Source organism: Streptococcus oralis, from assembly GCF_001588645.1.
Classification (GTDB): Bacteria; Bacillota; Bacilli; order Lactobacillales; family Streptococcaceae; genus Streptococcus; species Streptococcus oralis_AB.
Map to the genome: position 1 here is coordinate 26,377 of NZ_LAYF01000013.1, position 25,809 is coordinate 52,185.

Here is a 25,809-nt window from a genome sequence, read left to right on the forward strand (position 1 = left end):
TACAGTCGGACTGCCCCACGCTCAGCACTAGAGTGCCTGAGCTAGACGCAGTACTAACTCGTCTTGCCTCGTATAATCGACAAGGCAGACTCGTGTCGCAAAAAATCATTTTTTATTAAGGAGTATTCAATGTCTAAGAAATTAACATTTCAAGAAATTATTTTGACTTTGCAACAATTTTGGAATGACCAAGGTTGTATGCTTATGCAGGCTTATGACAATGAAAAAGGTGCAGGTACAATGAGTCCTTACACCTTCCTTCGTGCTATCGGTCCTGAGCCATGGAATGCGGCTTATGTGGAGCCATCACGTCGTCCTGCTGACGGTCGTTACGGAGAAAACCCTAACCGTCTTTACCAACACCACCAATTCCAAGTGGTTATGAAGCCTTCTCCATCAAATATCCAAGAGCTTTACCTTGAGTCTTTGGAAAAATTGGGAATCAATCCTTTGGAGCACGATATTCGTTTCGTTGAGGACAACTGGGAAAACCCTTCTACTGGTTCAGCTGGTCTTGGATGGGAAGTTTGGCTTGATGGTATGGAAATCACTCAGTTCACCTATTTCCAACAAGTTGGTGGATTGGCAACTGGTCCTGTGACTGCGGAAGTTACCTATGGCTTGGAGCGCTTGGCTTCTTACATCCAAGAAGTAGACTCTGTTTATGATATCGAGTGGGCTGATGGTGTAAAATACGGAGAAATCTTTATTCAGCCTGAGTACGAGCATTCAAAATATTCGTTTGAAATTTCGGACCAAGAAATGTTGCTTGAAAACTTTGATAAGTTCGAAAAAGAAGCTGGTCGTGCCTTGGAAGAAGGCTTAGTTCACCCTGCCTATGACTATGTTCTCAAATGTTCACACACCTTTAATCTGCTTGACGCGCGTGGTGCCGTATCTGTAACCGAGCGTGCAGGCTATATCGCTCGTATCCGTAACTTAGCCCGTGTCGTAGCCAAAACCTTTGTCGCAGAACGCAAACGCCTAGGATACCCACTTTTGGATGAAGCAACACGAGCTAAACTCTTAGCTGAAGACGCAGAATAAAGAGAGTGACAGTTTACGAAAATGGGCGAACAGAGTGAGCCTTGAGCCAGTTGCCGTAGTGATGAAGGTATCCTTGGTGAAGCTAAGGATACTAGGCAAAATTGGAGACTTTCGGCTCCAATTTTAGCAATGAAACAACGAAGTTGGTTGCTTGCGTGCCAATCACATAAGGCAAACTGGAAAATAAAAAGATACTTTTCGGAGAAAAAACATGACAAAAAACTTATTAGTAGAACTCGGTCTTGAAGAGTTACCAGCCTACGTAGTAACTCCAAGTGAAAAACAACTAGGTGAAAAAATGGCAGCCTTCCTCAAGGAAAACCGCCTGTCCTTTGAAGCCATTCAAACCTTCTCAACACCACGTCGTTTGGCTGTTCGTGTGACTGGGCTTGCAGACAAACAGTCTGATTTGACAGAAGATTTCAAGGGGCCAGCAAAGAAAATTGCCTTGGATGGTGATGGAAACTTCACCAAAGCAGCTCAAGGATTTGTCCGTGGGAAAGGCCTGACGGTTGAAGATATTGAATTCCGTGAAATCAAGGGTGAAGAATATGTCTATGTTACCAAGGAAGAAGTGGGTCAACCAGTTGAATCTATTGTTCCAGGTGTTGTGGATGTCTTGAAGTCAATGACTTTCCCTGTCAGCATGCACTGGGCTAACAACACTTTTGAATACATCCGCCCTGTACACACTTTGACAGTTCTCTTGGACGAGCAAGAATTTGATTTGGATTTCCTTGATATTAAGGGTGGTCGTGTGAGCCGTGGTCATCGTTTCTTGGGACAAGAAACCAAGATTCAGTCAGCATTGAGCTATGAAGAAGACCTTCGTGCACAGTTTGTAATCGTGGATCCTCGTGAACGTGAGCAAATGATTGTTGACCAAATCAAAGAAATCGAGGCAAAACATAGTGTACGTATCGAAATTGATGCGGACTTGCTGAACGAAGTCTTGAACTTGGTTGAATACCCAACTGCCTTTATGGGAAGTTTTGATGCTAAATACCTTGAAGTTCCAGAAGAAGTCTTGGTGACTTCGATGAAGGAACACCAACGTTACTTTGTTGTTCGTGATCAGGATGGTAAACTCTTGCCAAACTTCATTTCTGTTCGTAATGGAAATGCAGAGTATTTGGAAAATGTCATCAAGGGTAACGAAAAAGTTTTAGTTGCCCGTTTGGAAGACGGTGAATTCTTCTGGCGTGAAGACCAAAAATTGGTTATTTCTGACCTTGTTGAAAAATTAAACAACGTCACCTTCCACGAAAAGATTGGTTCCCTTCGTGAACACATGATTCGTACAGGTCAGATTGCCGTCCTTTTGGCGGAAAAAGCTGGTTTATCAGTGGATGAAACGATTGATCTTGCCCGCGCAGCATCCATTTATAAGTTTGACTTGTTGACAGGGATGGTTGGTGAGTTTGATGAACTCCAAGGAATTATGGGTGAGAAATATGCCCTTCTTGCTGGTGAAACTCCAGCAGTTGCGGCTGCCATTCGTGAACACTACATGCCTACATCAGCGGATGGAGCTCTCCCAGAGAGCAAGATCGGAGCCATTCTAGCCATTGCAGACAAATTGGATACGATTTTGAGTTTCTTCTCAGTGGGCTTGATTCCATCAGGTTCTAATGACCCTTATGCCCTTCGTCGTGCAACGCAAGGTGTAGTTCGTATTTTGGATGCTTTTGGTTGGCACATTGCTATGGATGAGTTGATTGATAGCCTTTATGCTTTGAAATTTGACAGCTTGACTTATGCAAATAAAGCAGAGGTCATGGACTTTATCAAGGCTCGTGTTGATAAGATGATGGGTTCTACTCCGAAAGACATTAAGGAAGCGGTTCTTGCAAGTTCGAACTTTGTCGTGGCGGATATGTTGGAAGCAGCAAGTGCTCTCGTCGAAGCAAGCAAGGAAGAAAACTTCAAACCGTCTGTCGAATCTCTCTCTCGTGCTTTTAATTTGGCTGAGAAAGCGGAAGGATCTGAAACAGTTGATCCTGCTCTTTTTGAAAATGAAGAAGAGAAAGCCTTGGTGGAAGCAGTAGAGTCACTCGTTTTATCAGGGACTGCAAGTCAGCAATTAGAACAACTCTTTGCGCTTAGACCAATTATTGATGCTTTCTTTGAGAATACTATGGTAATGACCGATGATCAAGATATTCGTCAAAATCGATTGGCCATCTTGTCGCAATTAACCAAGAAAGCAGCTAAGCTTGCACGCTTTAACCAAATCAATACCAAGTAGACTCTCTATTAAATAAACTGTATCTTTTTACAAAGGAGATAAACATGGATTCAAAAAAAATCGCTCGTATCAACGAGCTCGCTAAAAAGAAAAAAACAGAAGGCTTAACTTCTGCTGAAAAAGTAGAACAAGCTAAACTTCGTGAGGAATACATTGAAGGCTATCGTCGTGCTGTTCGTCACCATATTGAAGGAATTAAAATTGTAGACGAGGAAGGAAATGACGTAACGCCAGAAAAACTACGCCAAGTACAACGTGAAAAAGGTTTACATGGTCGTAGTTTAGATGATCCTAACTCATAAAATGAAAGGGGGCTGTAGATGATTTACAAGCCCTTTTTCTGTTGTAATAAAAAAAGGAGCCATTTGGCTCCTTTTGTGTTTCTTAGTTACTTGCGCCAGAAGTAGCGTCTGCGCCACCACTGTGGCCTCCAGCGTCACCTGAATCAGAAGCACCAGAAGTAGCATCGGCATCTCCATGACTTCCAGCAGCAGGAGCAAATGGTCCGCTACCACCAACCAAACGTTGACCAGTCTCTTTTAGGTACCAGTCAAGCCATGGTTGGAAGTTAAAGACGATTTCATTGATTCCAGCGTATGATCCATCAGGATAGTACATCGCTTGGTAGTTGTGGGTGTTGATGACACCTGCAGGAGAACCTGGAACGATTGTACGGACGTATTCTTGGTTTCCGTTACGAAGTGTTCCGATAACCCACTCTACATTCTTCATACGTGCTGGTGGAAGAGATCCATGAACAGTCGACATACGGTTACCTGATTGAGGTGGTACACGTTTGGCAAACATGGTGTCTGGATCTTGGTGAGCGTTATTGTAGTAGAGGAATTGGTTGTTATCGTCAGCGTATGTCAATTCAAATGGCATAGCTTTCAAGAACATATCAATTTGGTTAACTGTCAGGATACCGTGGTCCAGTTTGACATAGGTATCACCAGAAACAGCTCCAGTGATTGCAGCAACTTTTTCTACCCATTCTGGATCGTCAGGATCAACTTCTGTGATGGTTGTAGCGATTGGTTTTCCACAATCCAAGTCTTCTGGTTCGATTGGTTTTGGTTTTTTCAATTTCGAAACGACTCCTACGTATTTAACAAAGTTATCTAAGCAAGTTTCAAGGAATTTAACAGTTCCTTCGTTGGTGATGTTTCCATTGTTATCAAAAGCTTCTTTGGCTTTACCAAGAAGGAATTCATTACCTGGTAATGTGTAGGCATTGACACCTGGAGCGTCAAGGATCTTACGAAGGTGAACTTGGGCACGTGAAGTTCCTTGGTCGTAGTATGATGCACCCACAATCATAACAGGTTTGTTTTCAAATGGATGAACTTCGTATGAAAGCCATTCAAGAACAGATTTGAGAGAAGCTGAGATAGTGTGGTTGTGCTCAGGAGTGGCGATAATGACACCATCAGCACGTGTAATCTTGTTGTACAAGAATCGCAATTGGAAGCTTTCGTCCCATTTTTCGTCTTGGTTAAACATTGGAACTTCGTCGATTTCAAGGACTTCTAATTCAAATTTGAATTTAAAATTACGACGGATAAATTCCAAGAGTTTGCGGTTATATGATTGATCGTAGTTTGATCCAACAAGTCCAACAAATTTCATTCTTTCGGTCTCCTATCTTACAAATTTTCCCAGTCGAATTCTTCAGCATCTTTGCGAAGCAATTCTTGTGCATTGCGCAATTTCTCAGTAATCTTCACAAAGATACGGAAGTCATCAAAGATGGCATCCAATTTCTTGATAACATCAAGGTCAACCAAGTCACCACTTGGGTTAAATGATTGAAGAGAGTGAGAAAGCAAGAATTCATCTGGTAGAACATTTGCCTTAATTTCAGGAGCGTTCAAAATTTGACGAAGTTGCAATTGGGCACGAGATGAACCAAGTGTACCGTATGAAGCACCAGTAATCATGATTGGTTTGTTCAAAAGTGGGTAGATACCATAAGATAGCCAAGCAAGAGCGCTCATCAAAACTGCAGGGATAGAGTGGTCGTACTCAGGGGTACCGATGATGACACCATCGGATGCTTCAATTTTAGCTGCAATTTCAAGAATGTCAGCAGGAAGTTGCTTATCTGCTGGTTTGTTGAAAACAGGGATATCCTTGATTTCAACGAGTTCAATTTCAGCTTTATCAGCAAAGTGTTTTTGCATGTATTGGAGCAATTGGCGGTTTGTAGAACGTTTAGAGTTCGTTCCAACAATGGCAATAAGTTTTAGCATGAGATTTCCTTTCTCTTTTTACATAATACAATTTTGAAGGCCTGAAGAACAAGCAAGGCGTCCTTCTTTGTCGATGAGGATGGCTTCAATACCATCTATACTTTCGACTTGCCAGAGGATAGAAGCGCTTCGCTCTCCGAAAAGGCGTGTTGTCCATATCTCACCATCAACGGATTTATCAGAGATAATCGTTAGGCTAGCGAGGTCGGTTTCGACAGGGAATCCTGTCTCACTATCAAAGATATGGTGATAGTCTTTTCCATCTACTGTAAGGTGGCGTTCATAGATACCTGAAGTGACAACGGATTTGTTAGAAGCAGGAATTGTTAGGAGATGATTGCCACGAGGATTTCGCGGATCTTGAATCCCAATCTGCCAGGCTTTCCCTTCTTTGGCTTGGTTATTCCCGATGGTGAGGATATTTCCTCCGAGATTGATCAGGGCAGAGGTGACACCGTGTTCTTTCAAATACTGGGCAACCTTATCTGCACTATAGCCCTTAGCTAAACAACCTAAATCAAGCTTCATTCCTTTCTTCTCTAAAAAGACAGTAGAGCTAGTCGGATCCAACTTGATAAAATGCGGGTCAACTAGAGGCAAGACAGCTTCGATTTCTTTAGAGTCTGGAAGCCGTGCATCTACAAATCCGATTCGCCAGGTTTGAATCAAGGGGCCAATGCTGATGTTTAGATGGCTAGATGGAGCTAGGCTATGCTCAAGTCCAAGAGCAATCAGTTCAAACAGGTCAGGATGAACCTTAACAGGTGCGATTCCAGCCTGGTAGTTGATTTCCATCAGTTCGGATTCTTGACTGTTGGCGTTAAAGCGGTATTCGAGCTCCTTGAGCAAATCAAAGGCTCCTTGAAGTAGGCAATCAGCCTGTTCATCTACTAATGAAATCGTGATCGTTGTTCCCATTAGCCGTTCAGAACGTGAATGAAGAGGCAAGCTACCAGCTCCTTTCTCTTTATAGGAAATCATTTAATATAAGGTCGTTAAAGAAAAATTAAACCCCTTACATTTTCTTTCCATGTATCTAGCATATCATAAAGTCAGCGTTTTCACAAATGAATTTTGACAAAAAGTCAAGAAATATGCTCGAAATTAATATGAAAACGATAGAAAAATTGGATTTATCAATGTTAAGTGTATTTTTTTCTGAAAAAAAGAGAATTCTGAGCAAATGCCTTGTAAACGCTAACAGTAAATGGTATACTAGAAAGGTAAATCAAAAATTAAAGGTAGGAATTTTTCTATGAGTAAAATCGTTGTAGTTGGTGCTAACCACGCTGGTACAGCTTGTATTAATACGATGTTGGACAACTTCGGACATGAGAACGAAATCGTAGTATTTGACCAAAACTCAAATATTTCATTCCTTGGTTGTGGAATGGCGCTTTGGATCGGGGAACAAATTGATGGCCCAGAAGGTCTCTTCTACTCTGATAAAGAAAAATTGGAAGCAAAAGGTGCTAAAGTTTACATGAACTCACCAGTTCTTTCAATTGACTACGATAACAAAGTTGTGACTGCAGAAGTTGAAGGTAAAGAGCACAAAGAGTCTTATGATAAATTGATCTTTGCAACTGGTTCAACTCCAATCTTGCCTCCAATCGAAGGTGTTGAAATCGTTAAGGGTAACCGCGAATTCAAAGCGACTCTTGAAAATGTACAATTTGTTAAATTGTACCAAAACGCTGAAGAAGTTATTGAAAAACTTGAAGACAAGAGCAAACACCTTGAGCGCATTGCCGTTGTTGGTGGTGGTTACATCGGGGTAGAACTTGCCGAAGCTTTCGAGCGTCTTGGAAAAGAAGTAGTGCTTGTCGATATCGTAGACACTGTCTTGAACGGCTACTATGACAAAGACTTCACTCAAATGATGGCGAAGAACTTGGAAGACCACAACATCCGCTTGGCTCTTGGTCAAACAGTTAAAGCCATCCAAGGTGATGGTAAAGTTGAACGCTTGGTAACAGACAAAGAAACATTTGATGTAGATATGGTGGTTCTTGCTGTTGGTTTCCGTCCAAATACAGCTCTTGCTGACGGTAAGATTGAACTCTTCCGCAATGGTGCCTTCCTTGTAGATAAGAAACAAGAAACATCTATCCCAGGTGTATACGCTGTTGGTGACTGTGCAACTGTTTATGACAATGCACGTAAAGATACAAGCTACATCGCTCTTGCATCTAACGCTGTACGTACTGGTATCGTTGGTGCTTATAACGCTTGTGGACATGAATTGGAAGGAATCGGAGTTCAAGGATCAAACGGTATCTCAATCTACGGTCTTCACATGGTTTCAACTGGTTTGACTCTTGAAAAAGCCAAAGCTGCAGGCTATAATGCAACTGAAACAGGCTTTAACGATCTTCAAAAACCAGAATTTATCAAACATGACAACCACGAAGTTGCCATCAAGATTGTCTTTGACAAAGACAGCCGCGAAATCCTTGGTGCACAAATGGTGTCACATGATGCTGCTATCAGTATGGGAATCCACATGTTCTCACTTGCTATCCAAGAGCATGTAACAATTGATAAATTGGCTTTGACAGACCTATTCTTCTTGCCACATTTCAACAAACCATACAACTACATTACAATGGCTGCACTTACAGCTGAAAAATAAAAATTGACGAGCTATCTGGCCTTAAGTTAAGGTCAGATAGTTTTTTAGTTATACTCTTCGAAAATCAAATTCAAACCACGTCAGCTTCGCCTTACCGTACTCAAGTACAGCCTGCGGCTAGCTTCCTAGTTTGCTCTTTGATTTTCATTGAGTATCAATCTGTACCCATACAATTATCCTTTTTTTATCTTGTGATTCATTCTATTCTGACTTAAAATGAAATGGTAGCTACCAATACAAATGATGAGGATTAAGAAATGACTGAAAATCGTTATGAATTAAATAAAAACTTGGCACAGATGCTCAAAGGTGGGGTTATCATGGACGTTCAGAACCCTGAACAGGCTCGTATCGCAGAGGCTGCTGGTGCGGCAGCTGTTATGGCCTTGGAGCGGATTCCAGCTGATATTCGTGCAGCCGGTGGGGTTTCCCGCATGAGCGATCCAAAGATGATTAAGGAAATCCAAGAAGCGGTCAGCATTCCAGTGATGGCCAAGGTCAGAATCGGGCATTTTGTTGAAGCTCAGATTTTAGAGGCTATTGAGATTGACTATATCGATGAGAGTGAAGTGCTGTCTCCAGCTGACGACCGTTTCCATGTGGATAAGAAAGAATTCCAAGTTCCTTTTGTCTGTGGAGCTAAGGACTTGGGTGAAGCCTTGCGTCGTATCGCTGAAGGAGCTTCTATGATTCGGACAAAAGGAGAACCCGGTACAGGAGACATTGTTCAAGCCGTTCGCCATATGCGTATGATGAATCAGGAAATTCGCCGTATTCAAAATCTTCGCGAAGATGAACTTTATGTGGCTGCCAAGGACTTGCAAGTTCCTGTAGAATTGGTCCAATACGTTCATGAACATGGAAAATTGCCAGTTGTCAACTTTGCAGCCGGAGGTGTGGCAACACCTGCAGATGCTGCGCTGATGATGCAATTGGGGGCAGAGGGCGTCTTTGTTGGTTCAGGTATTTTCAAGTCAGGAGATCCTGTTAAACGAGCAAGTGCTATTGTCAAAGCAGTAACCAACTACCAAAATCCTCAAATTCTGGCTCAAATCTCTGAAGACCTAGGGGAAGCCATGGTTGGTATCAATGAGAATGAAATCCAAATTCTTATGGCAGAGCGAGGAAAATAGATGAAAATCGGAATATTAGCCTTGCAGGGCGCCTTTGCAGAACATGCAAAAGTGCTAGAAAAGTTAGGTGTTGTTAGTGTCGAAATCAGAAATTTAGATGATTTTCAACAACATCAGAGCGACTTGGTGGGTTTGATATTACCTGGCGGTGAGTCTACAACCATGGGCAAGCTCTTGCGCGACCAACAGATGCTGCCTCCCATCCGAGAAGCTATTCTCAATGGCATACCAGTCTTTGGAACCTGTGCGGGCTTAATCTTGCTAGCTAAGGAAATCACTTCTCAGGAAGAAAGTCATCTTGGAACCATGGATATAGTGGTTGAGCGCAATGCTTATGGACGCCAACTAGGAAGCTTCTATACAGAGGCAGAATGTAAGGGAGTTGGCAAGATTCCCATGACCTTTATTCGTGGACCGATTATCAGTAGTGTTGGAGAGGGTGTAGAAATTCTAGCAACAGTTGATAATCAAATCGTTGCTGCGCAAGAACAGAATATGCTGGTAACTTCTTTTCATCCAGAATTGACAGATGATGCTCGTTTGCACCAGTACTTTATCAATATGTGTAAAGAAAAAAGTTGAGAAAAGATTCTCAACTTTTTTACATGAAATAAACAATCGCGATATATTGAAGTGCAGATGCCGCTAGGATAAAGAGATGCCAGATCATGTGGAAATAAGGTTTTTTCTTAGCGTAAAATCCAGCTCCAACTGTATAACAGAGTCCGCCAGTTACCATGAGACTCCAGAAAATTGGTGTTGTTTGACTGATAATGGCAGGAATGATAGCCAGAACCAACCAGCCCATGATCAGGTAAAGGGCAAGGCTGAATTTCTCATTGACCTTTTTAGCAAAGATTTTATAAAGGATGCCAAAGATGGTCGTTCCCCACTGAATGGCAATAATCAGATAGCCAAACCAGTTATTCATCAAAGTCAATACGACCGGCGTATAAGAGCCTGCGATAGCCACATAAATCATAGAATGGTCGATGATTCGCAAGACGTATTTGTGGGTCGAACCATAGGCCATAGAGTGGTAAATGGTTGACGAGAGGAACATGAGAAATAGACTGATAACGAAGATAGAAACGCCAAAAGACGATAAAAATCCATGTGCTTCATAACTATAGGTGGATGAAATGGGGAGTAGGATGAGCATGATAACGGCACCGACAGCATGGGTCACGCTATTAGCAATTTCCTCTCCAAAACTGAGTTTTTTACTGAGTTTTAGGCTGGTATTCATTGGGATACCTCCTCTTCTTTGATAAGGATTAAGTCTAGAGTTTGATGATAGAGTTTAACCGTTTGACAGCTAGTTTGGATAATAGGATTTTCTGGATCAATCCCATGGTTCATGTAGTCTACAAAAGCGTCGTAGAGCTGGTCTGAGCTCGCTTGAGTTTGCAGAGTATTCAGTGTTTGAGCGATTTCTTGGATTGAAAAGACAGACTTGAGAGTGGTGATGGCAATCAAACGTGCAATCTGTTTGCGTTGGTATTTTTTCTTGTCTGGCTTTGTCAGGTAACCATGTTTGACATAGTTATTGACCATGGATGCTGTTAGACCCTTGTCCTTATCTGGAGAGATAGGGGCACAGACTTGATTGACATAAAGCAAAACCTGATCCAGATAGAGGTCAATGTTCGGAATGTCTTCCCATTTTGGGTAGGAAAAGTTAGAATTCATTTCCAACTCCTTTTTATCTAGTTTTAATAACTAGATTATAAAATAATAAAAAACAAAAGTCAAGTTTCAACTGCTTGTAGAAAGTTTTAAATTATGCTATGATGAGAGAAACTAGTTAGAAATGAGGGGAAAAGATGGAGATTCGTTTAGCTTTTCCAAACGAAGTAGATGCCATTATGCAGGTGATGGAGGATGCTAAAAAGTGCTTAGCCAAGTCTGGTAGCGACCAGTGGCAAAATGGCTATCCAAATGCCGACATCATTATCGATGATATCATCTCAGGTCAAGCCTATGTGGCCTTGGAAGAAGGAGAACTACTAGCCTATGCTGCTGTGACCAAGAGTCCAGAGAAAGCCTATGAAGCCATTTATGAAGGAAGTTGGCAGGGGGGAGAATCAGAATATCTGGTCTTTCACCGTATCGCTGTGGCAGCAGATGTCCAAGGACAAGGTGTTGCTCAGACTTTCCTAGAAGGCTTGATTGAAGGTTTTGATTATCTAGATTTTCGTTCAGATACGCATGCAGAAAACAAGGTCATGCAGCATATCTTTGAAAAGCTAGGCTTCCAACAGGTTGGTAAAGTTCCAGTTGATGGGGAACGTTTGGCCTATCAGAAATTAAAAAAATGAAGCAGAATAAGTACACAAAAATGCTCTACCCGTCGCCAATTGGAACCTTATCCTTAGTTGCTGACGAGCAATATCTGTATGGAATTTGGGTACAGGACCAAACCCATTTTGAGAGGGGATTAGGGGATGAAACGATAGAAGAAGTTGCTAGCCATCCTGTATTAGAGCAAGTTATTTCCTATTTAGATACCTATTTCGAAGGCAGTGTTCAGGACCTATCTTACTTACCTTTGGCTCCTATTGGAACGGATTTTGAAAAGCGGGTCTGGGCTTATTTACAGGCCATTCCTTATGGACAAACAGTAACTTACGGACAAATAGCGGAAGACTTGCAAGTAGCTTCTGCCCAAGCGATTGGCGGAGCAGTGGGGCGTAATCCTTGGTCCATCCTCGTACCCTGTCATCGTGTGCTGGGGTCAGGCAATCGTTTGACAGGCTATGCATCGGGAGTCGAAAAGAAAGCCTGGCTCTTGCAACATGAAGGTGCAGCATTTCAAGAAAATAAAAAATAGAAAGAAAAAAAGATGTTAGAATTTATCGAATACCCAAAATGTTCAACTTGTAAGAAAGCAAAAAATGAATTGGATCAACTTGGACTGGAATACCAAGCTGTCCACATCGTAGAAGAAACACCAAGTGAAGACGTGATTTTGAAGTGGTTGGAAACTTCCGGTTTTGAAGTGAAACAGTTTTTCAATACCAGCGGGATCAAATACCGTGAACTGGGCTTGAAAGATAAGGTGGGAAGTTTGTCAAAACAAGAAGCAGCCAAGCTTCTAGCGAGTGATGGTATGTTATTGAAACGTCCAATTTTGGTGGAGAATGGTGCTGTTAAACAAATCGGCTATAGAAAAACCTATGAGGACTTAGGTTTGAGATAGTTTTTATTTATCTCCTTGATAGGTAAAATATATAGCCTCCCTGTTTTAAAGTGTGATAAACTAGAAGATAGACAAAGTCTGAGCAGCCCGTAGCAAATAATTTGCTTGCGAGCAGAAGTATGATAGAATGAATCATTATCAGGAGAGGATGTTTTTATGACTGTTACAACATTTTTAGCATCAGATTGGTACCAAAGTTTGATGCAACTCATTCCGGATGGTAAGCTCTTTAGTTTGCGTTCGGTCTTTGATGGAATTCCAAGGATTGTCCAACAACTGCCTACAACCTTGATGTTGACGCTTGGAGGTGCACTCTTTGGTTTGCTACTTGCCCTGATTTTTGCCATTGTAAAGATCAATCGTGTTAAGATTCTATATCCCTTGCAGGCCTTTTTCGTCAGTTTCTTAAAAGGTACCCCAATCCTAGTTCAACTTATGTTGACCTACTACGGAATTCCTTTGGCACTGAAAGCTATCAACCAACAATGGGGAACTGGTCTCAATATCAATGCGATTCCAGCAGCGCTTTTTGCGATTGTGGCCTTTGCTTTTAATGAGGCGGCTTATGCAAGTGAAACGATTCGTGCGGCAATCCTTTCTGTTAATCCAGGTGAAATTGAGGCGGCGCGTAGTTTGGGTATGACTCGTGCGCAAGTATACCGTCGCGTGATTATTCCAAATGCAGCGGTGGTAGCGACACCGACTTTGATTAATTCCCTTATCGGTTTGACCAAAGGAACTTCTCTAGCCTTTAGCGCAGGTGTTGTGGAGGTCTTTGCCCAAGCTCAGATTTTAGGTGGAGCTGATTATCGCTATTTTGAGCGCTTTATCTCTGTTGCCCTTGTTTATTGGGTGGTCAATATCGGAATTGAAAGCCTCGGCCGTTTCATCGAGAGAAAAATGGCTATCTCAGCGCCGGATACAGTGTCTACAGATGTGAAAGGAGACCTTCGTTAATGATTAAGATTTCGAATTTAAGCAAATCCTTTTCAGGACAGACAGTCTTAGATCATCTGAACTTGGATATCCAAAAAGGTGAGGTAGTGGCTTTGATTGGTTCATCTGGAGCTGGGAAATCAACCTTTCTTCGTAGTTTGAACTACCTTGAAACTCCAGATAGTGGAACGATTCAGATTGATAATTTTAAAGTTGATTTTTCTAAGATTAGCCAAGAAGAGATCCTAACCCTTCGTCGCAAGTTGTCCATGGTTTTCCAACAGTTTAATTTGTTTGAACGCCGAACTGCTCTTGACAATGTCAAGGAAGGTTTGGTTGTTGTTAAGAAATTATCGGACGAGGAAGCAACAAAAATCGCCAAGGAAGAGTTGGCCAAGGTTGGTCTTTCTGACCGTGAAAATCATTATCCTCGTCACTTATCAGGTGGACAAAAGCAACGGGTTGCCCTCGCGCGTGCGCTTGCTATGAAACCAGATGTCTTGCTCTTGGACGAGCCCACTTCAGCCCTTGACCCAGAGTTGGTCGGTGAAGTAGAAAAGTCTATTGCAGATGCTGCCAAGTCTGGTCAGACCATGATTTTGGTCAGTCACGATATGTCTTTTGTAGCCCAAGTGGCAGACAAGGTTTTATTCCTAGATAAAGGAAAAATCATCGAGTCTGGCACACCGGATGAAATCATCAATCATCCGAAAGAAGAACGAACAAAAGAATTCTTCGCTAGTTACAAACGGACTTATATTTGATATAATAGAAAAAGGAAAACTCAGTTAGTTGGACTAGCTGAGTTTACTCTTTAAAAAAGATAGAAACGAGAGAGATCATGCTACTGCATCTATTTTCTTTATATTTCGAGAGTTTGATCTTAACGACCATCCTTGTCGTGATTTTTCTGGGGATTTGGATTGGATTGAGAGCCATGTCTGGTGTGGACAAGACAGCCAAAGCTCGCCAAGCCCATCTCTATGATATGATTATGATTGGAGTTTTGGTCATTCCGGTGTTATCCTTTGCCGTCATGAGTTTGCTCTTGGTTTTCAAGGCATAATCCTTGCGTGACTAGCAAGAATGAGTTAGAATAAAGATAGTTACAACAAGAAAGAAGGAATCGAAATGTACGATACGATTATTGTCGGTGCTGGACCTGCGGGAATGACCGCTGCCTTATATGCTGCTCGAAGCAATCTGAAAGTGGCTTTGATTGAAGGTGGTCTTCCAGGAGGGCAAATGAATAACACATCTGATATTGAAAACTATCCAGGTTATGCCAATATCAGTGGACCTGAATTGGCTGAAAAGATGTTTGAACCACTTGAAAACCTTGGAGTGGAGCATCTTTATGGCTATGTTGAAAATATTGAAGACCAGGGTGACTATAAGAAGGTAATCACTGATGATCAAGTTTACGAAACCCGTACTGTCATTGTAGCAACTGGTTCTAAACACCGTCTTTTGGGAGTTCCCAGAGAAGAAGAACTAAATAGCCGAGGTGTTTCTTACTGTGCGGTCTGTGATGGAGCTTTCTTCCGTGACCAAGACTTGCTCGTAGTCGGTGGTGGAGATTCAGCAGTAGAAGAAGCTCTCTTCTTGACTCGCTTTGCCAAGACTGTTACCATTGTTCACCGTCGAGATGAACTTCGTGCCCAAAAGGTTTTGCAAGACCGTGCTTTTGCAAATGAGAAAGTCAACTTTATCTGGGATTCTGTTGTCAAGGAAATCAAAGGTGAAAACCGAGTAGAATCTGTCGTATTTGAAAATGTGAAAACAGGACAAGTGACAGAGCAAGACTTCGGTGGTGTCTTTATCTATGTTGGTTTGGATCCTGTTAGCGATTTTGTTAAAGAGTTGAATATTCAAGACCAGGCAGGCTGGATTGTGACAGATAATCACATGAAAACTGCCGTTGACGGTATCTTTGCGGTTGGGGATGTTCGCCAAAAAGATCTTCGCCAAGTAACAACAGCAGTTGGAGATGGGGCTATCGCTGGTCAAGAAGCATACAAATTTATTACAGAACATAGTTAATACACTTCGAAAATCTCTTCAAACCACGTCAGCTTCGCCTTGCTGTAGGTATGGGCACTGACTTCGTCAGTTCTATCCACAACCTCAAAACAGTGTTTTGAGCTGACTTCGTCAGTCTTATCTACAACCTCAAAGCAGTGCTTTGAGCTGTCTACAGCTAGCTTCCTAGTTTGCTCTTTGATTTTCATTGAGTATAATTATAAAAAAGTTTCCAATCAGATGACTGGAAACTTTTTTATAGTCTATTTCGGAAAACTTCGTACATGAGAATGGCTGCAGCAACACTGGCATTGAGGCTTTGAACATGCCCATTCATCGGAATGGTAATCATCTCATCAACCTGTTTTTTGATGTTGCTGGAGATGCCTTTTCCTTCATTTCCGATGATGAGGGCGATTTTCCCTTTTGTATTCCACTTGTGGCAAGGAGTACCGTTCATATCCGTTCCAAAGGTCCAGAAGCCTTCAGCCTTGAGTTTGTCTAGGGTTTGACTGAGGTTGGTAACTCGCACAATCGGTACATGCTCAATAGCACCTGTGGCCGTTTTGGCAACGACAGGAGTCACTCCGACAGCACGGTGCTTGGGAATGATGACACCTGAAACATTGGTCGCATCAGCAGTCCTTAAGATAGAGCCTAAGTTGTGAGGGTCAGTTAGACCATCCAGAATCAATAGCAAAGGATTTTCTTCTTGGCGTGTTTTGGCAAGGATGTGATCAAGTTCGCTATAGGCAAATTCTGACACTCGTAAAACAAAACCTTGGTGGACAGCGCCTTCGGTCATTTCAGACAGGGATTTTTTTGAAGTCCAAGAGATGGAGACCTTCTTTTCTGTAGCCAGTTCCTTGACCTTCTCAACATTCTTACCTCGAAGATCTTCTTGGAGGTAGAGTTTATTTCCAGTGTTTGCAAGGAGGGCTTCTGTAACGGCGTGGACGCCATAGACAATATCATTTGTTTTCATGCCTCTATTATAACACAAAACCCCGTCTTGCAACGGGATTTTCTTTATTCGAGGATGAGGAGTCCATCTTTGACAGCAAATGGGTCTTTTTCATTGATACGATCGTAAAACATGATTCCGTTTAGGTGATCAATTTCATGTTGGACAACGATAGAGTTGTAACCCTTGAGCTTGATACGGTGTTTTTCGCCGTCCTTGTCAAAGTAATCAACAGTAACGCGAGCATGGCGGACTACATAGCCAGGTACGTTTCGGTCAACAGACAGGCAACCTTCTCCTTCGCCAAGAGCAGCGTCCTGAACAGAGTGAGAGACAATCTTTGGATTGTACATAACAGCTTGCAGGTCGTAGGCTTCCTGTGGAGTTTCACCTTCTTCCACAATATTGGGAACTAAAACAGCGATAATGCGTTTTGAGATATCCAGCTGGGGAGCGGCCAATCCAACACCACCGCGGAGCCCCATTTTCTCAGCCATAACAGGATCTTGGGAATGTTTGAGGAATTGCATCATCTTTTCGCCAAGGATGATTTCCTGGTCAGACAGTGGGGAAGTGACCTCCTCAGCAACTGCGCGAAGAGTTGGATTCCCCTCGCGGATAATATCGTTCATATCAATCAAATGAGCAGCTTTTGTAATACGTTCTATAGCAGACATTTTCTCTCCTTTCATTACCTCTACATGATAACACAAAATAGGTCAGAAAGAAAGTCACAGAAGTTGCTAAAAAATAATATAATAAACGGTATTCCTCTTTTGTCTGTGGTATAATAAAAGAAAAGACTTGCACCAAAAGACAAGGGGGAATAAAGATGGAAAAGCGACAAGATAGACGGTCTCAGGGCTCTCTTTATGGGGTGTGGAGAACTAGTGTGGATTTCTTTCGGAATTATAAATCCTGGACCAATGCCCAGTTTATTATTGTGTTATTGCTTGCAGTTGCCTTATCCATGGGGGGGAACTTATTAGTTCGAGCAGTACAAGGTAGTAAGGGAACGAGTCCTAGTAGTCAAACTCTTGATTCTGCAAGTACTTCCAGTCAATCCAAGGAAAATCAGTCTGGTGAAACGACGGCGCGTATCATGGCAAATGGTGACCTTCTCTACCACATCCCCATCTACCGAACAGCTCTTAAAGAAGATGGAACCTATGATTTCCATGAAAATTTTGAGTATGTAAAACCTTGGCTCAAGCAAGCTGATTTGGTAATTGGTGATTTTGAAGGAACGGTGAACAAGGACCACTACTTGGCAGGTTATCCTCTCTTTAATGCTCCAGGAGAAGTCATGGATGCGATCAAGGATGCAGGCTATCAAGTTCTAGACTTGGCTCATAATCACATCTTGGATTCTCAAATTGAGGGAGTGGTTTCAACGGCTCAAGCTATTGAAAAGGCTGGAATGACACCCATCGGAGTCTACACACATGAATCCCGAGACCAAGCACCTATGGTCATCAAGGAAGTCAATGGTATCAAGGTAGCTCTCCTGGCCTATTCTTACGGTTTTAATGGCATTGAGCAGTATATCTCTCAAGAGGACTATAATCGCTATCTTTCTGATTTGAATGAAGATAAGATGAAGGCAGAAATCGAGCGTGCAGAGAAGGAAGCGGATATTACTGTCATCATGCCTCAGATGGGAATTGAGTACCAGCTAGAACCGACGGAAGAACAGAAAACACTGTACCAGAAGATGATTGACTGGGGAGCCGATATTATCTTTGGAGGGCATCCTCACGTCGTTGAACCTGCTGAAACAGTTGAAAAAGATGGTGACAAAAAACTGATCATCTACTCCATGGGGAATTTCCTCTCAAATCAGCGCATTGAAACCATGCAAGACGAGGAAAATGCCAAGTGGACGGAGCGCGGTGTTCTCATGGATGTGACCATTAAGAAAAAAGATGGCAAGACTAGGATTGAAACGGCCAAAGCGCATCCTACTTGGGTCAATCGAACACCCAAAGGGACTTACTCTCCAGAAGGCTATCCGCTCTTCCTCTATCAGACCTATATCCTAGAGGACTTCATCGAGGGAGGCAGTCACCGTGACAAGTTGGACGAGGCGACCAAGGAACGAATTGACACGGCCTATAAAGAAATGAATGAACATGTAGGGTTGAAGTGGTAGACGCTCACTCTAAAGGAGATATGATGACGATTAAATTAATTGCAACAGACATGGATGGAACCTTGCTAGACCCGAGGGGGCAGCTAGATCTGCCCCGCTTGGAAAAGATTTTAGATCAGCTGGATCAAAGGGATATCCGTTTTGTCATTGCGACAGGGAATGAAGTTCACCGTATGAGGCAATTACTGGAGCACTTGGCGAGTCGAGTAGTTCTAGTAGTTGCCAATGGGGCGCGTATTTTTGAACATGATACATTACTTCAGGCACGGACCTGGGATGATGCTATGGTTGACAAGGCTCTCCTTCATTTTAAAGGGAGGGAGTGTCGAGATCAGTTCGTCGTTACCAGTATGAATGGGAGTTTTGTCAAGGAAGGAACGGTTTTTACAGACCTGGAAAAATTTATGACTCCAGAGATGATTGAAAAACTTTACCAAAGGACAAATTTTGTGGATGAGCTAAACTCAGACCTCTTTGGAGGAGTTCTAAAGATGAGCATGGTCGTTGGTGAAGAACGTTCTAGTTCAGTTTTGCAGGAAATCAATGATCTCTTTGATGGTCGTGTAAGGGCTGTTTCTAGCGGTTATGGCTGTATCGATATCCTGCAGGCTGGGGTTCATAAGGCTTGGGGATTGGAAGAATTACTCAAGCGCTGGGATTTGACATCAGAACAAATTATGGCTTTTGGTGATAGTGAAAACGATGTCGAAATGTTAGAGCTAGCTGGAATTGCCTATGCTATGGAAAATGCTGATGATGAGGCCAAGGCAGTTGCAACTGCCCTAGCTCCAGCTAACAGCCAGGCGGGCGTTTATCAAGTTCTAGAGAATTGGTTAGAGAAAGAGGGATAGGGTGGCAGTACAGTTATTAGAGAATTGGCTCTTAAAGGAGCAGGAAAAAATTCAAACCAAGTATCGCGAACTCAATCAGATTTCTCTTTTAGAACCAGATATGATTTTTATCGGCGATTCGATTGTAGAATACTACCCTTTGCAAGAGTTACTCGGGACTGCCAAGACGATTGTTAATCGAGGTATCCGAGGCTACCAGACGGGACTTTTATTAGAGAATTTGGATGCCCATCTTTATGGTGATGCTGTCGATCAAATTGTTCTCTTAATTGGGACAAATGATATTGGAAAAGATATTCCCATGAATGAAGCCTTGGATAATCTTGAAGGTGTGATTCAATCGCTTAACCGAGATTATCCGCTGTCACAAATAAAGCTTGTTTCTATTCTGCCAGTCAATGAAGGAGAAGAATACAAGCAGACAGTTTACATTCGTACCAATGAAAAAATCAGAGAATGGAATCAAGCCTATGAGGCTCTAGCCTCCGCCTATATCCAAGTAGATTTTCTACCAATTTATGATAGTTTGACAGATTCAGAAGGACAACTTCAATCAGCCTATACAACGGATGGTCTCCATCTGAGTGTAGCTGGTTATCAAGCTTTATCAGATATTTTAAAAACGTATCTTTTCTAAAGAATTGGCTTGATTTTGCATTTTTTATGAAGATAGGTTATAATAGTTCTAACATCCTGGGGTCGTTACGGATTCGACAGGCATTATGAGGCATATTTTGCAACCCGTGTGGCGACGTAAACGCTCAGTTAAATATAACTGCAAAAAATAACACTTCTTACGCTCTAGCTGCCTAAAAACCAGCAGGCGTGACCTGATTTGGATTGCTCGTGTTCAATGACAGGTCTTATGATTAGCGAGATACGATCAAGCCTTGTCTAGTGGTTTGATAAGAGATTGATAGACTCGCAGTTCCTAGGCTTGAGTTATGTGTCGAGGAGCTGTTAAAACAATACATAACCTATGGTTGTAGACAAATATGTTGGCAGGTGTTTGGACGTGGGTTCGACTCCCACCGGCTCCATCATCAATAGGATTTTTGGGATCATTTCGTCAAATTGTATCCTTTATTGTATCCTATTTGTTTTAGTTTTCTAGTGGAGAATTACTCAAGAGGCTGAAGAGGACGGTTTGCTAAATCGTTAGGTCGGGTAACTGGCGCGGGGGTTCGAATCCCCCATTCTCCGTTAGATGAACCCAGTGTTTTTCTAAACAAATCTACTTGGAGGTGGTCTCCAAGAGTAAATTTTTCATAAAGAGGTGAAACATGAAAAAGATTAAGTTACTAAGTATCTTAGCACTCTCAACAGTTGTCTTGGGTGCATGTTCTGCATTTTCTAATCAGTCTTCTGAAGCTTCTTCTGATGACAAGGAGAAAACGGAACAAGTTGAGAAGAAGGATGAAGCAGCGGAAGTTAAAGAGAAAGTTACAAAAGATGCTGAAATTCTCCTAGACTCTGTTCTCACTAGCGACTCTGCACGATTCAAGAAAATTTATGGCGAAACCTATGAAAAATGGACTGAGGCCATTTTTGCAGTGCAAACAAGTGAAAAAATCAAAGAAGAAGGGCTTTCACCTGCATCTACCTACTCAGTACAATGGCACAAAGATTTCCCTGTAGAAACTCCAGAAGAAACCATTTCAGGTTTCTTGAAGATGAAACGCAAGTTATTCCAAGATATCGGTTCTTACACTGTTAAAGATGTGAAGGTTGATGAGTCAGGCAATACTGCTACTGTTACTTTTAACTCTAAGAAGTTGCATTCTAAAGGATTGACTTCATCAATTCGAGAAGTTCTAACAATTCTTATTGGTGGTATCGATAACCTAGGTAAGTACAACCAAGCTGGTTCAGATGTTGACATCAAGCGTTACCAAACATTGGTGACATATTGGATTTACGAACACCTCTTCAGAAAAGATTTTGCTATCTATAGTGATGTAGATGCTGAAGCTGCTCTAACACCTCTTACAACTGGAGATTTTGATACAGAAATCAAATTAACCAAGGACAAAGATGGAAACTGGCTCATTTCTCAAGAAGACTATCGTACCTTATCAACTGAGTTGATGGATACTACAGAGGGATATGATAAGATTGATCGTAAGAATTCTACAAAGTCTAAGAGCAAATCAACAGACAAGTCTTCTGATAAATCTTCAAACAAATCCACTGATAAATCAACAGACAAATCTTCAGATAAAAAAGATAAAAGCAATATCTAATCATCTGATTTAAAAATACAGCAAGTAGCTCTATAGGGGCTACTTGCTTTTTTGATGAAATCAAGAAAATAAAGATGATTCTAGGATAAGGCAGGAGACAGAAAAATGTGGTTTGATAGTTAGAGTAACGCAACCTTTCTTTTCTATATATTGTTCTTAAAACGATAAAAAAACTGCATTGAGGTGCAGTTTTTCTGTTTCTCTACGGAAGACATGGGATTCGAACCCACGCACGCTGTTACACGCCTACCGCGTTTCCAACACGGCCTCTTAAGCCTCTTGAGTAATCTTCCAATACTTACTCAAATAGTCTACCATAAAGCCACTTATCTTGCAATAAAAATTTTGGAAATAAGAAAAATGACAGAATTTGAAAGAAAATGATAAGAAATGCTTGACTTTGGGAGAGAATGTGCTAGAATGAATAGTGTAAACGATAACAGGAGGTGGTTTGGTGTTAAAAACTGAGCGGAAGCAACTGATTTTAGAGGAGTTAAATCAACATCATGTAGTTTCCCTAGAAAAATTGGTTAGTCTATTAGAAACATCAGAATCAACGGTTCGAAGAGATTTGGATGAGTTGGAGGCGGAAAACAAGCTTCGCCGTGTGCATGGTGGAGCAGAATTGCCTCACTCCTTGCAGGAAGAAGAAACCATCCAAGAAAAATCTGTCAAAAACCTTCAAGAGAAGAAGCTACTGGCTCAGAAAGCTGCCTCTCTTATCAAGGAACATGATGTTATCTTTATTGATGCTGGAACGACAACTGCTTTTTTAATCAAGGAATTGGTTAATAAGAATATCACAGTTGTAACTAATTCCATTCACCATGCGGTTCAGTTGGTTGAAAAACAGATTCCAACTGTCATGGTTGGAGGAGGTGTCAAGATGGCAACAGATGCATGTATCGGGGGCGTTGCTCTTAACCAAATCAATCAATTGCACTTTGACCGTGCCTTTATCGGGATGAATGGTGTAGACGATGGCTATTATACGACTCCTGACATGGAGGAGGGAGCTGTGAAACGTGCCATTTTGGAGAATGCCAAACAAACCTATGTCTTGGTCGATTCGTCTAAGATTGGACAAACTTGCTTTGCCAAGGTAGCACCTCTCAAACGCGCTATTGTTATCACAAGTCAAGGGCATGAGCTCTTGCAGGCTATTAAGGAGAAAACGGAGGTAATAGAAGTATGATTTATACAGTCACACTAAATCCATCCATTGACTATATCGTGCGCTTGGACCAAGTTCAAGTCGGTAGTGTCAATCGTATGGACAGTGATGATAAGTTTGCTGGTGGGAAAGGAATCAATGTCAGTCGTGTTTTGAAACGCTTGGATATTCCTAATACTGCGACTGGATTTATCGGAGGATTTACTGGTAAATTTATCACAGATACTTTAGCAGAGGAAGAAATCGAGACTCGTTTTGTCCAAGTAGCAGAAGATACTCGTATTAATGTTAAAATCAAAGCAGACCAAGAAACAGAAATCAACGGAACGGGTCCTAATGTTGAACCGGCTCAGCTAGAAGAATTGAAAGCTATTTTGTCTAGTCTGACAGCAGATGATACGGTTGTGTTTGCGGGTTCGAGTGCTAAGAACCTAGGTAATGTTATCTACAAAGATTTGATTGCCTTGACACGCCAGACTGGTGCGCAAGTGGTTTGTGACTTTGAAGGACAGACCTTGATTGATAGTTTGGACTACCAGCCACTTTTGGTTAAACCAAACAATCACGAGCTTGGAGCTATCTTTGGAGTGAAACTCGAAAGTTTAGATGAAATCGAGAACTATGCTCGTCAGTTACTGGCCAAAGGAGCTCAAAACGTCATTATCTCCATGGCTGGTGACGGTGCACTTCTTGTCACATCTGAGGGAGCTTACTTCGCAAAACCTATCAAGGGAACAGTCAAAAATTCAGTCGGGGCTGGTGACTCTATGGTTGCTGGGTTTACAGGTGAATTTGTCAAATCTAAAGACGCAGTAGAGGCCTTCAAATGGGGAGTAGCTTGTGGAACAGCAACGACCTTCTCGGATGACTTGGCAACAGCGGAATTTATTAAAGAAACATATGAAAAAGTTGAGGTAGAAAAACGATGAAAATTCAAGACCTATTGAGAAAAGATGTCATGTTGCTGGATTTGCAGGCAACTGAAAAACCAGCTGTCATTGAAGAGATGATTAAAAGTTTGGTAGATCACGGTTATGTGACGGATTTTGAAACCTTTAAAGAAGGAATCTTAGCGCGTGAAGCTCTCACTTCCACTGGTTTGGGTGATGGAATCGCTATGCCTCACAGCAAGAACTCTGCTGTCAAAGAAGCAACGGTTCTCTTTGCTAAGTCAAACAAGGGTGTTGACTATGAAAGCTTGGATGGGCAACCAACAGACCTCTTCTTCATGATTGCTGCTCCAGAAGGTGCCAATGATACTCACTTAGCAGCCTTGGCAGAATTGTCTCAATACTTGATGAAAGATGGTTTCGCTGACAAACTTCGTCAAGTAACATCTGCAGATCAAGTTATCGAACTCTTTGACCAAGCTTCAGAAAAAGCTGAGGAACCTGTTCAAGCACCTGCTAATGACTCTGGCGACTTTATCGTAGCTGTTACAGCTTGTACGACAGGTATTGCCCACACATACATGGCTCAAGAAGCCCTTCAAAAAGTGGCTGCTGAAATGGGTGTTGGGATCAAGGTTGAAACCAACGGAGCTAGCGGTGTTGGTAACCAACTAACTGCAGAGGACATACGTAAGGCTAAAGCCGTTATCATCGCTGCAGACAAGGCAGTAGAAATGGATCGTTTTGATGGTAAACCTTTGGTAAATCGTCCAGTAGCAGACGGTATCCGCAAGACAGAAGAGTTGATCAACTTGGCTCTTTCTGGGGATGCTGAAGTTTATCGTGCTGCTAATGGAGCAAAAGCTTCAACAGCATCTAATGAAAAACAAAGCCTTGGTGGTGCTTTCTACAAACACTTGATGAGTGGTGTATCTCAAATGTTGCCATTCGTTATCGGTGGTGGTATCATGATTGCCCTTGCTTTCTTGATCGACGGAGCTTTTGGTGTGCCACAGGATAGTCTTGGCAATCTCGGATCCTACCATGAGCTAGCTTCTATGTTCATGAAAATTGGTGGAGCAGCCTTTGGTTTGATGCTTCCAGTTTTTGCAGGATATGTAGCTTACTCTATCGCTGAAAAACCAGGTTTAGTAGCTGGTTTTGTGGCTGGTGCTATTGCTAAAGAAGGTTTTGCTTTTGGTAAAATCCCTTATGCAGCTGGTGGTGAAGCAACTTCAACACTTGCAGGTGTCTCATCTGGTTTCCTAGGTGCCCTTGTTGGTGGATTTATCGCAGGTGCTTTAGTTCTTGCTATCAAGAAATACGTTAAAGTTCCTCGTTCACTTGAGGGTGCTAAATCAATTCTTCTCTTGCCACTTCTTGGAACAATCTTGACAGGATTTGTCATGTTGGCTGTTAACATCCCAATGGCAGCAATTAACACTGCTATGAATGACTTCCTAGGCGGTCTTGGAGGAGGTTCAGCTGTCCTTCTTGGTATCGTTCTTGGAGGCATGATGGCTGTTGATATGGGTGGACCAGTCAACAAAGCTGCTTATGTCTTTGGTACAGGTACGCTTGCAGCGACTGTTTCTTCAGGTGGTTCTGTAGCCATGGCAGCAGTTATGGCTGGAGGAATGGTTCCACCACTTGCAATCTTTGTCGCAACCCTTCTTTTCAAAGATAAATTTACCAAAGAAGAACGCAACTCTGGTTTGACAAACATCATCATGGGCTTGTCATTCATCACTGAAGGAGCGATCCCATTTGGTGCAGCAGACCCAGCTCGTGCGATTCCAAGCTTCATTCTTGGTTCTGCAGTAGCAGGAGGACTCGTTGGTCTTGCAGGAATCAAACTCATGGCGCCACACGGAGGAATCTTCGTTATCGCTCTAACTTCAAATGCCCTTCTTTACCTTGCCTCTGTCTTGGTTGGCGCAATCGTAAGTGGTGTGGTTTATGGTTACCTACGCAAACCACAAGCATAAAAAGTATTAGAATAGAAAGATTGTTACCATTTGGTGCAATCTTTTTCTCTATTCGAAATGGCTGTGAAATAT

28 protein-coding genes, 2 tRNA genes and 1 other RNA gene are annotated in these 25,809 nt (G+C 42.1%); 22 read left to right on the forward strand and 9 right to left on the reverse strand.

Translation table 11 applies throughout. From position 1 onward, the window contains the following. Nucleotides 1–129: 129 nt before the first annotated feature. The 3 genes from glyQ to A0739_RS07525 all read left to right on the forward strand — a co-directional run bounded on the left by glyQ (nt 130) and on the right by A0739_RS07525 (nt 3,597). Complete coding sequence (gene glyQ, locus A0739_RS07515; protein WP_000038733.1) at nt 130–1,047, forward strand: glycine--tRNA ligase subunit alpha; 918 nt, start codon at nt 130–132, stop codon at nt 1,045–1,047. 211 nt (nt 1,048–1,258) lie between these two features. After that, a complete protein-coding gene (glyS, locus tag A0739_RS07520; RefSeq protein WP_061587566.1) occupies nt 1,259–3,295 on the forward strand; it encodes a glycine--tRNA ligase subunit beta in 2,037 nt (678 codons plus the stop codon). Nucleotides 3,296–3,339: 44 nt separating this feature from the next. After that, nucleotides 3,340–3,597 carry a DUF896 family protein gene (locus tag A0739_RS07525; protein WP_000377481.1) on the forward strand — a complete coding sequence of 86 codons (258 nt, stop codon included), beginning with the start codon at nt 3,340–3,342 and terminating at the stop codon, nt 3,595–3,597. Nucleotides 3,598–3,679: 82 nt separating this feature from the next. On the opposite strand, the gene A0739_RS07530 is transcribed toward A0739_RS07525, so the two are convergent. The 3 genes from A0739_RS07530 to A0739_RS07540 are packed head-to-tail and all read right to left on the reverse strand — an operon-like array spanning nt 3,680 to nt 6,495. Continuing rightward, the gene (locus A0739_RS07530) at nt 3,680–4,924 is read right to left on the reverse strand and encodes an NAD(P)H-dependent oxidoreductase (RefSeq protein WP_061587567.1); all 1,245 of its coding nucleotides are present in this window, start codon (nt 4,922–4,924) and stop codon (nt 3,680–3,682) included. Between the two features lie 17 nt (nt 4,925–4,941). Beyond that, nucleotides 4,942–5,547, reverse strand: coding sequence for an NADPH-dependent FMN reductase (locus A0739_RS07535; protein ID WP_000915932.1), 606 nt, complete (start codon nt 5,545–5,547; stop codon nt 4,942–4,944). An 18-nt stretch (nt 5,548–5,565) separates the two neighbouring features. After that, a complete protein-coding gene (locus A0739_RS07540; protein WP_061587673.1) occupies nt 5,566–6,495 on the reverse strand; it encodes an FAD:protein FMN transferase in 930 nt (309 codons plus the stop codon). A 307-nt stretch (nt 6,496–6,802) separates the two neighbouring features. Here A0739_RS07540 and nox point away from each other — a divergent pair, with 307 nt between their 5' ends. The 3 genes from nox (at nt 6,803) to pdxT (ending at nt 9,897) form a co-directional block, all read left to right on the forward strand. Continuing rightward, nucleotides 6,803–8,182: a H2O-forming NADH oxidase gene (gene nox, locus A0739_RS07545; protein WP_000036761.1), complete on the forward strand. Its 1,380-nt coding sequence runs from the start codon at nt 6,803–6,805 to the stop codon at nt 8,180–8,182. Nucleotides 8,183–8,439: 257 nt separating this feature from the next. Continuing rightward, nucleotides 8,440–9,315, forward strand: coding sequence for a pyridoxal 5'-phosphate synthase lyase subunit PdxS (gene pdxS, locus A0739_RS07550; protein WP_000138520.1), 876 nt, complete (start codon nt 8,440–8,442; stop codon nt 9,313–9,315). Continuing rightward, entirely contained in the window at nt 9,316–9,897 is a 582-nt protein-coding gene (gene pdxT, locus A0739_RS07555) for a pyridoxal 5'-phosphate synthase glutaminase subunit PdxT (RefSeq protein WP_061587568.1), read from the forward strand. A gap of 19 nt (nt 9,898–9,916) precedes the next feature. Here the strand turns inward: pdxT and trhA are convergent, their stop codons facing one another. After that, nucleotides 9,917–10,564 carry a PAQR family membrane homeostasis protein TrhA gene (gene trhA / locus A0739_RS07560; RefSeq protein WP_001097971.1) on the reverse strand — a complete coding sequence of 216 codons (648 nt, stop codon included), beginning with the start codon at nt 10,562–10,564 and terminating at the stop codon, nt 9,917–9,919. Beyond that, nucleotides 10,561–11,007, reverse strand: coding sequence for a DUF1836 domain-containing protein (locus tag A0739_RS07565; RefSeq protein WP_061587569.1), 447 nt, complete (start codon nt 11,005–11,007; stop codon nt 10,561–10,563). The genes trhA and A0739_RS07565 overlap by 4 nt, the downstream gene beginning before the upstream one ends. Before the next feature lie 134 nt (nt 11,008–11,141). Here A0739_RS07565 and A0739_RS07570 point away from each other — a divergent pair, with 134 nt between their 5' ends. From A0739_RS07570 to trxB, 7 genes are all read left to right on the forward strand, one after another. Next, nucleotides 11,142–11,636, forward strand: coding sequence for a GNAT family N-acetyltransferase (locus tag A0739_RS07570; RefSeq protein WP_061587570.1), 495 nt, complete (start codon nt 11,142–11,144; stop codon nt 11,634–11,636). Then, nucleotides 11,633–12,148, forward strand: coding sequence for a methylated-DNA--[protein]-cysteine S-methyltransferase (locus A0739_RS07575; RefSeq protein WP_000812481.1), 516 nt, complete (start codon nt 11,633–11,635; stop codon nt 12,146–12,148). Before A0739_RS07570 ends, A0739_RS07575 begins: the two co-directional genes overlap by 4 nt. Before the next feature lie 12 nt (nt 12,149–12,160). Further along, a complete protein-coding gene (locus A0739_RS07580) occupies nt 12,161–12,517 on the forward strand; it encodes an arsenate reductase family protein (RefSeq protein WP_061587571.1) in 357 nt (118 codons plus the stop codon). Between the two features lie 156 nt (nt 12,518–12,673). Further along, nucleotides 12,674–13,474, forward strand: a complete 801-nt coding sequence (locus tag A0739_RS07585) for an amino acid ABC transporter permease (protein ID WP_000219166.1) — start codon at nt 12,674–12,676, stop codon at nt 13,472–13,474. Beyond that, entirely contained in the window at nt 13,474–14,217 is a 744-nt protein-coding gene (locus A0739_RS07590) for an amino acid ABC transporter ATP-binding protein (protein WP_061587572.1), read from the forward strand. Before A0739_RS07585 ends, A0739_RS07590 begins: the two co-directional genes overlap by 1 nt. Before the next feature lie 77 nt (nt 14,218–14,294). Beyond that, nucleotides 14,295–14,519, forward strand: a complete 225-nt coding sequence (locus tag A0739_RS07595) for a DUF4059 family protein (protein ID WP_000924293.1) — start codon at nt 14,295–14,297, stop codon at nt 14,517–14,519. Between the two features lie 65 nt (nt 14,520–14,584). After that, nucleotides 14,585–15,496, forward strand: coding sequence for a thioredoxin-disulfide reductase (trxB, locus tag A0739_RS07600; RefSeq protein ID WP_061587573.1), 912 nt, complete (start codon nt 14,585–14,587; stop codon nt 15,494–15,496). On the opposite strand, the gene A0739_RS10640 is transcribed toward trxB, so the two are convergent. From A0739_RS10640 to def, 3 genes are read right to left on the reverse strand one after another with little or no spacing between them, the layout of a single operon-like run. Next, nucleotides 15,493–15,684: a hypothetical protein gene (locus tag A0739_RS10640; protein ID WP_061587574.1), complete on the reverse strand. Its 192-nt coding sequence runs from the start codon at nt 15,682–15,684 to the stop codon at nt 15,493–15,495. The genes trxB and A0739_RS10640 overlap by 4 nt on opposite strands. A gap of 47 nt (nt 15,685–15,731) precedes the next feature. Next, nucleotides 15,732–16,460, reverse strand: a complete 729-nt coding sequence (rlmB, locus tag A0739_RS07610) for a 23S rRNA (guanosine(2251)-2'-O)-methyltransferase RlmB (protein ID WP_042902491.1) — start codon at nt 16,458–16,460, stop codon at nt 15,732–15,734. Between the two features lie 44 nt (nt 16,461–16,504). Beyond that, nucleotides 16,505–17,116, reverse strand: coding sequence for a peptide deformylase (def, locus tag A0739_RS07615; protein WP_061587575.1), 612 nt, complete (start codon nt 17,114–17,116; stop codon nt 16,505–16,507). Nucleotides 17,117–17,271: 155 nt separating this feature from the next. Between def and A0739_RS10220 the strand changes: the two genes are divergently transcribed. The 6 genes from A0739_RS10220 to A0739_RS07650 all read left to right on the forward strand — a co-directional run bounded on the left by A0739_RS10220 (nt 17,272) and on the right by A0739_RS07650 (nt 21,685). Next, nucleotides 17,272–18,591: a CapA family protein gene (locus A0739_RS10220; RefSeq protein ID WP_082243835.1), complete on the forward strand. Its 1,320-nt coding sequence runs from the start codon at nt 17,272–17,274 to the stop codon at nt 18,589–18,591. Between the two features lie 23 nt (nt 18,592–18,614). After that, nucleotides 18,615–19,442, forward strand: a complete 828-nt coding sequence (locus A0739_RS07630) for a Cof-type HAD-IIB family hydrolase (protein ID WP_061587576.1) — start codon at nt 18,615–18,617, stop codon at nt 19,440–19,442. A 1-nt stretch (nt 19,443) separates the two neighbouring features. Continuing rightward, complete coding sequence (locus A0739_RS07635) at nt 19,444–20,079, forward strand: SGNH/GDSL hydrolase family protein (RefSeq protein WP_061587577.1); 636 nt, start codon at nt 19,444–19,446, stop codon at nt 20,077–20,079. Nucleotides 20,080–20,137: 58 nt separating this feature from the next. Next, nucleotides 20,138–20,485: a transfer-messenger RNA gene (ssrA, locus tag A0739_RS07640) on the forward strand. A 72-nt stretch (nt 20,486–20,557) separates the two neighbouring features. Beyond that, nucleotides 20,558–20,645 (forward strand) — tRNA-Ser (locus A0739_RS07645). An 80-nt stretch (nt 20,646–20,725) separates the two neighbouring features. Continuing rightward, nucleotides 20,726–21,685, forward strand: coding sequence for a hypothetical protein (locus A0739_RS07650; protein ID WP_061587578.1), 960 nt, complete (start codon nt 20,726–20,728; stop codon nt 21,683–21,685). 205 nt (nt 21,686–21,890) lie between these two features. On the opposite strand, the gene A0739_RS07655 is transcribed toward A0739_RS07650, so the two are convergent. After that, a tRNA-Ser gene (locus A0739_RS07655) sits at nt 21,891–21,978 on the reverse strand. 161 nt (nt 21,979–22,139) lie between these two features. Here A0739_RS07655 and A0739_RS07660 point away from each other — a divergent pair. The 3 genes from A0739_RS07660 to A0739_RS07670 are packed head-to-tail and all read left to right on the forward strand — an operon-like array spanning nt 22,140 to nt 25,737. Beyond that, nucleotides 22,140–22,880, forward strand: a complete 741-nt coding sequence (locus A0739_RS07660) for a DeoR/GlpR family DNA-binding transcription regulator (protein WP_061587579.1) — start codon at nt 22,140–22,142, stop codon at nt 22,878–22,880. Then, complete coding sequence (pfkB, locus tag A0739_RS07665; protein ID WP_000640801.1) at nt 22,877–23,788, forward strand: 1-phosphofructokinase; 912 nt, start codon at nt 22,877–22,879, stop codon at nt 23,786–23,788. Before A0739_RS07660 ends, pfkB begins: the two co-directional genes overlap by 4 nt. Beyond that, entirely contained in the window at nt 23,785–25,737 is a 1,953-nt protein-coding gene (locus A0739_RS07670) for a PTS fructose transporter subunit IIABC (RefSeq protein WP_061587580.1), read from the forward strand. Before pfkB ends, A0739_RS07670 begins: the two co-directional genes overlap by 4 nt. Nucleotides 25,738–25,809 lie beyond the last annotated feature (72 nt).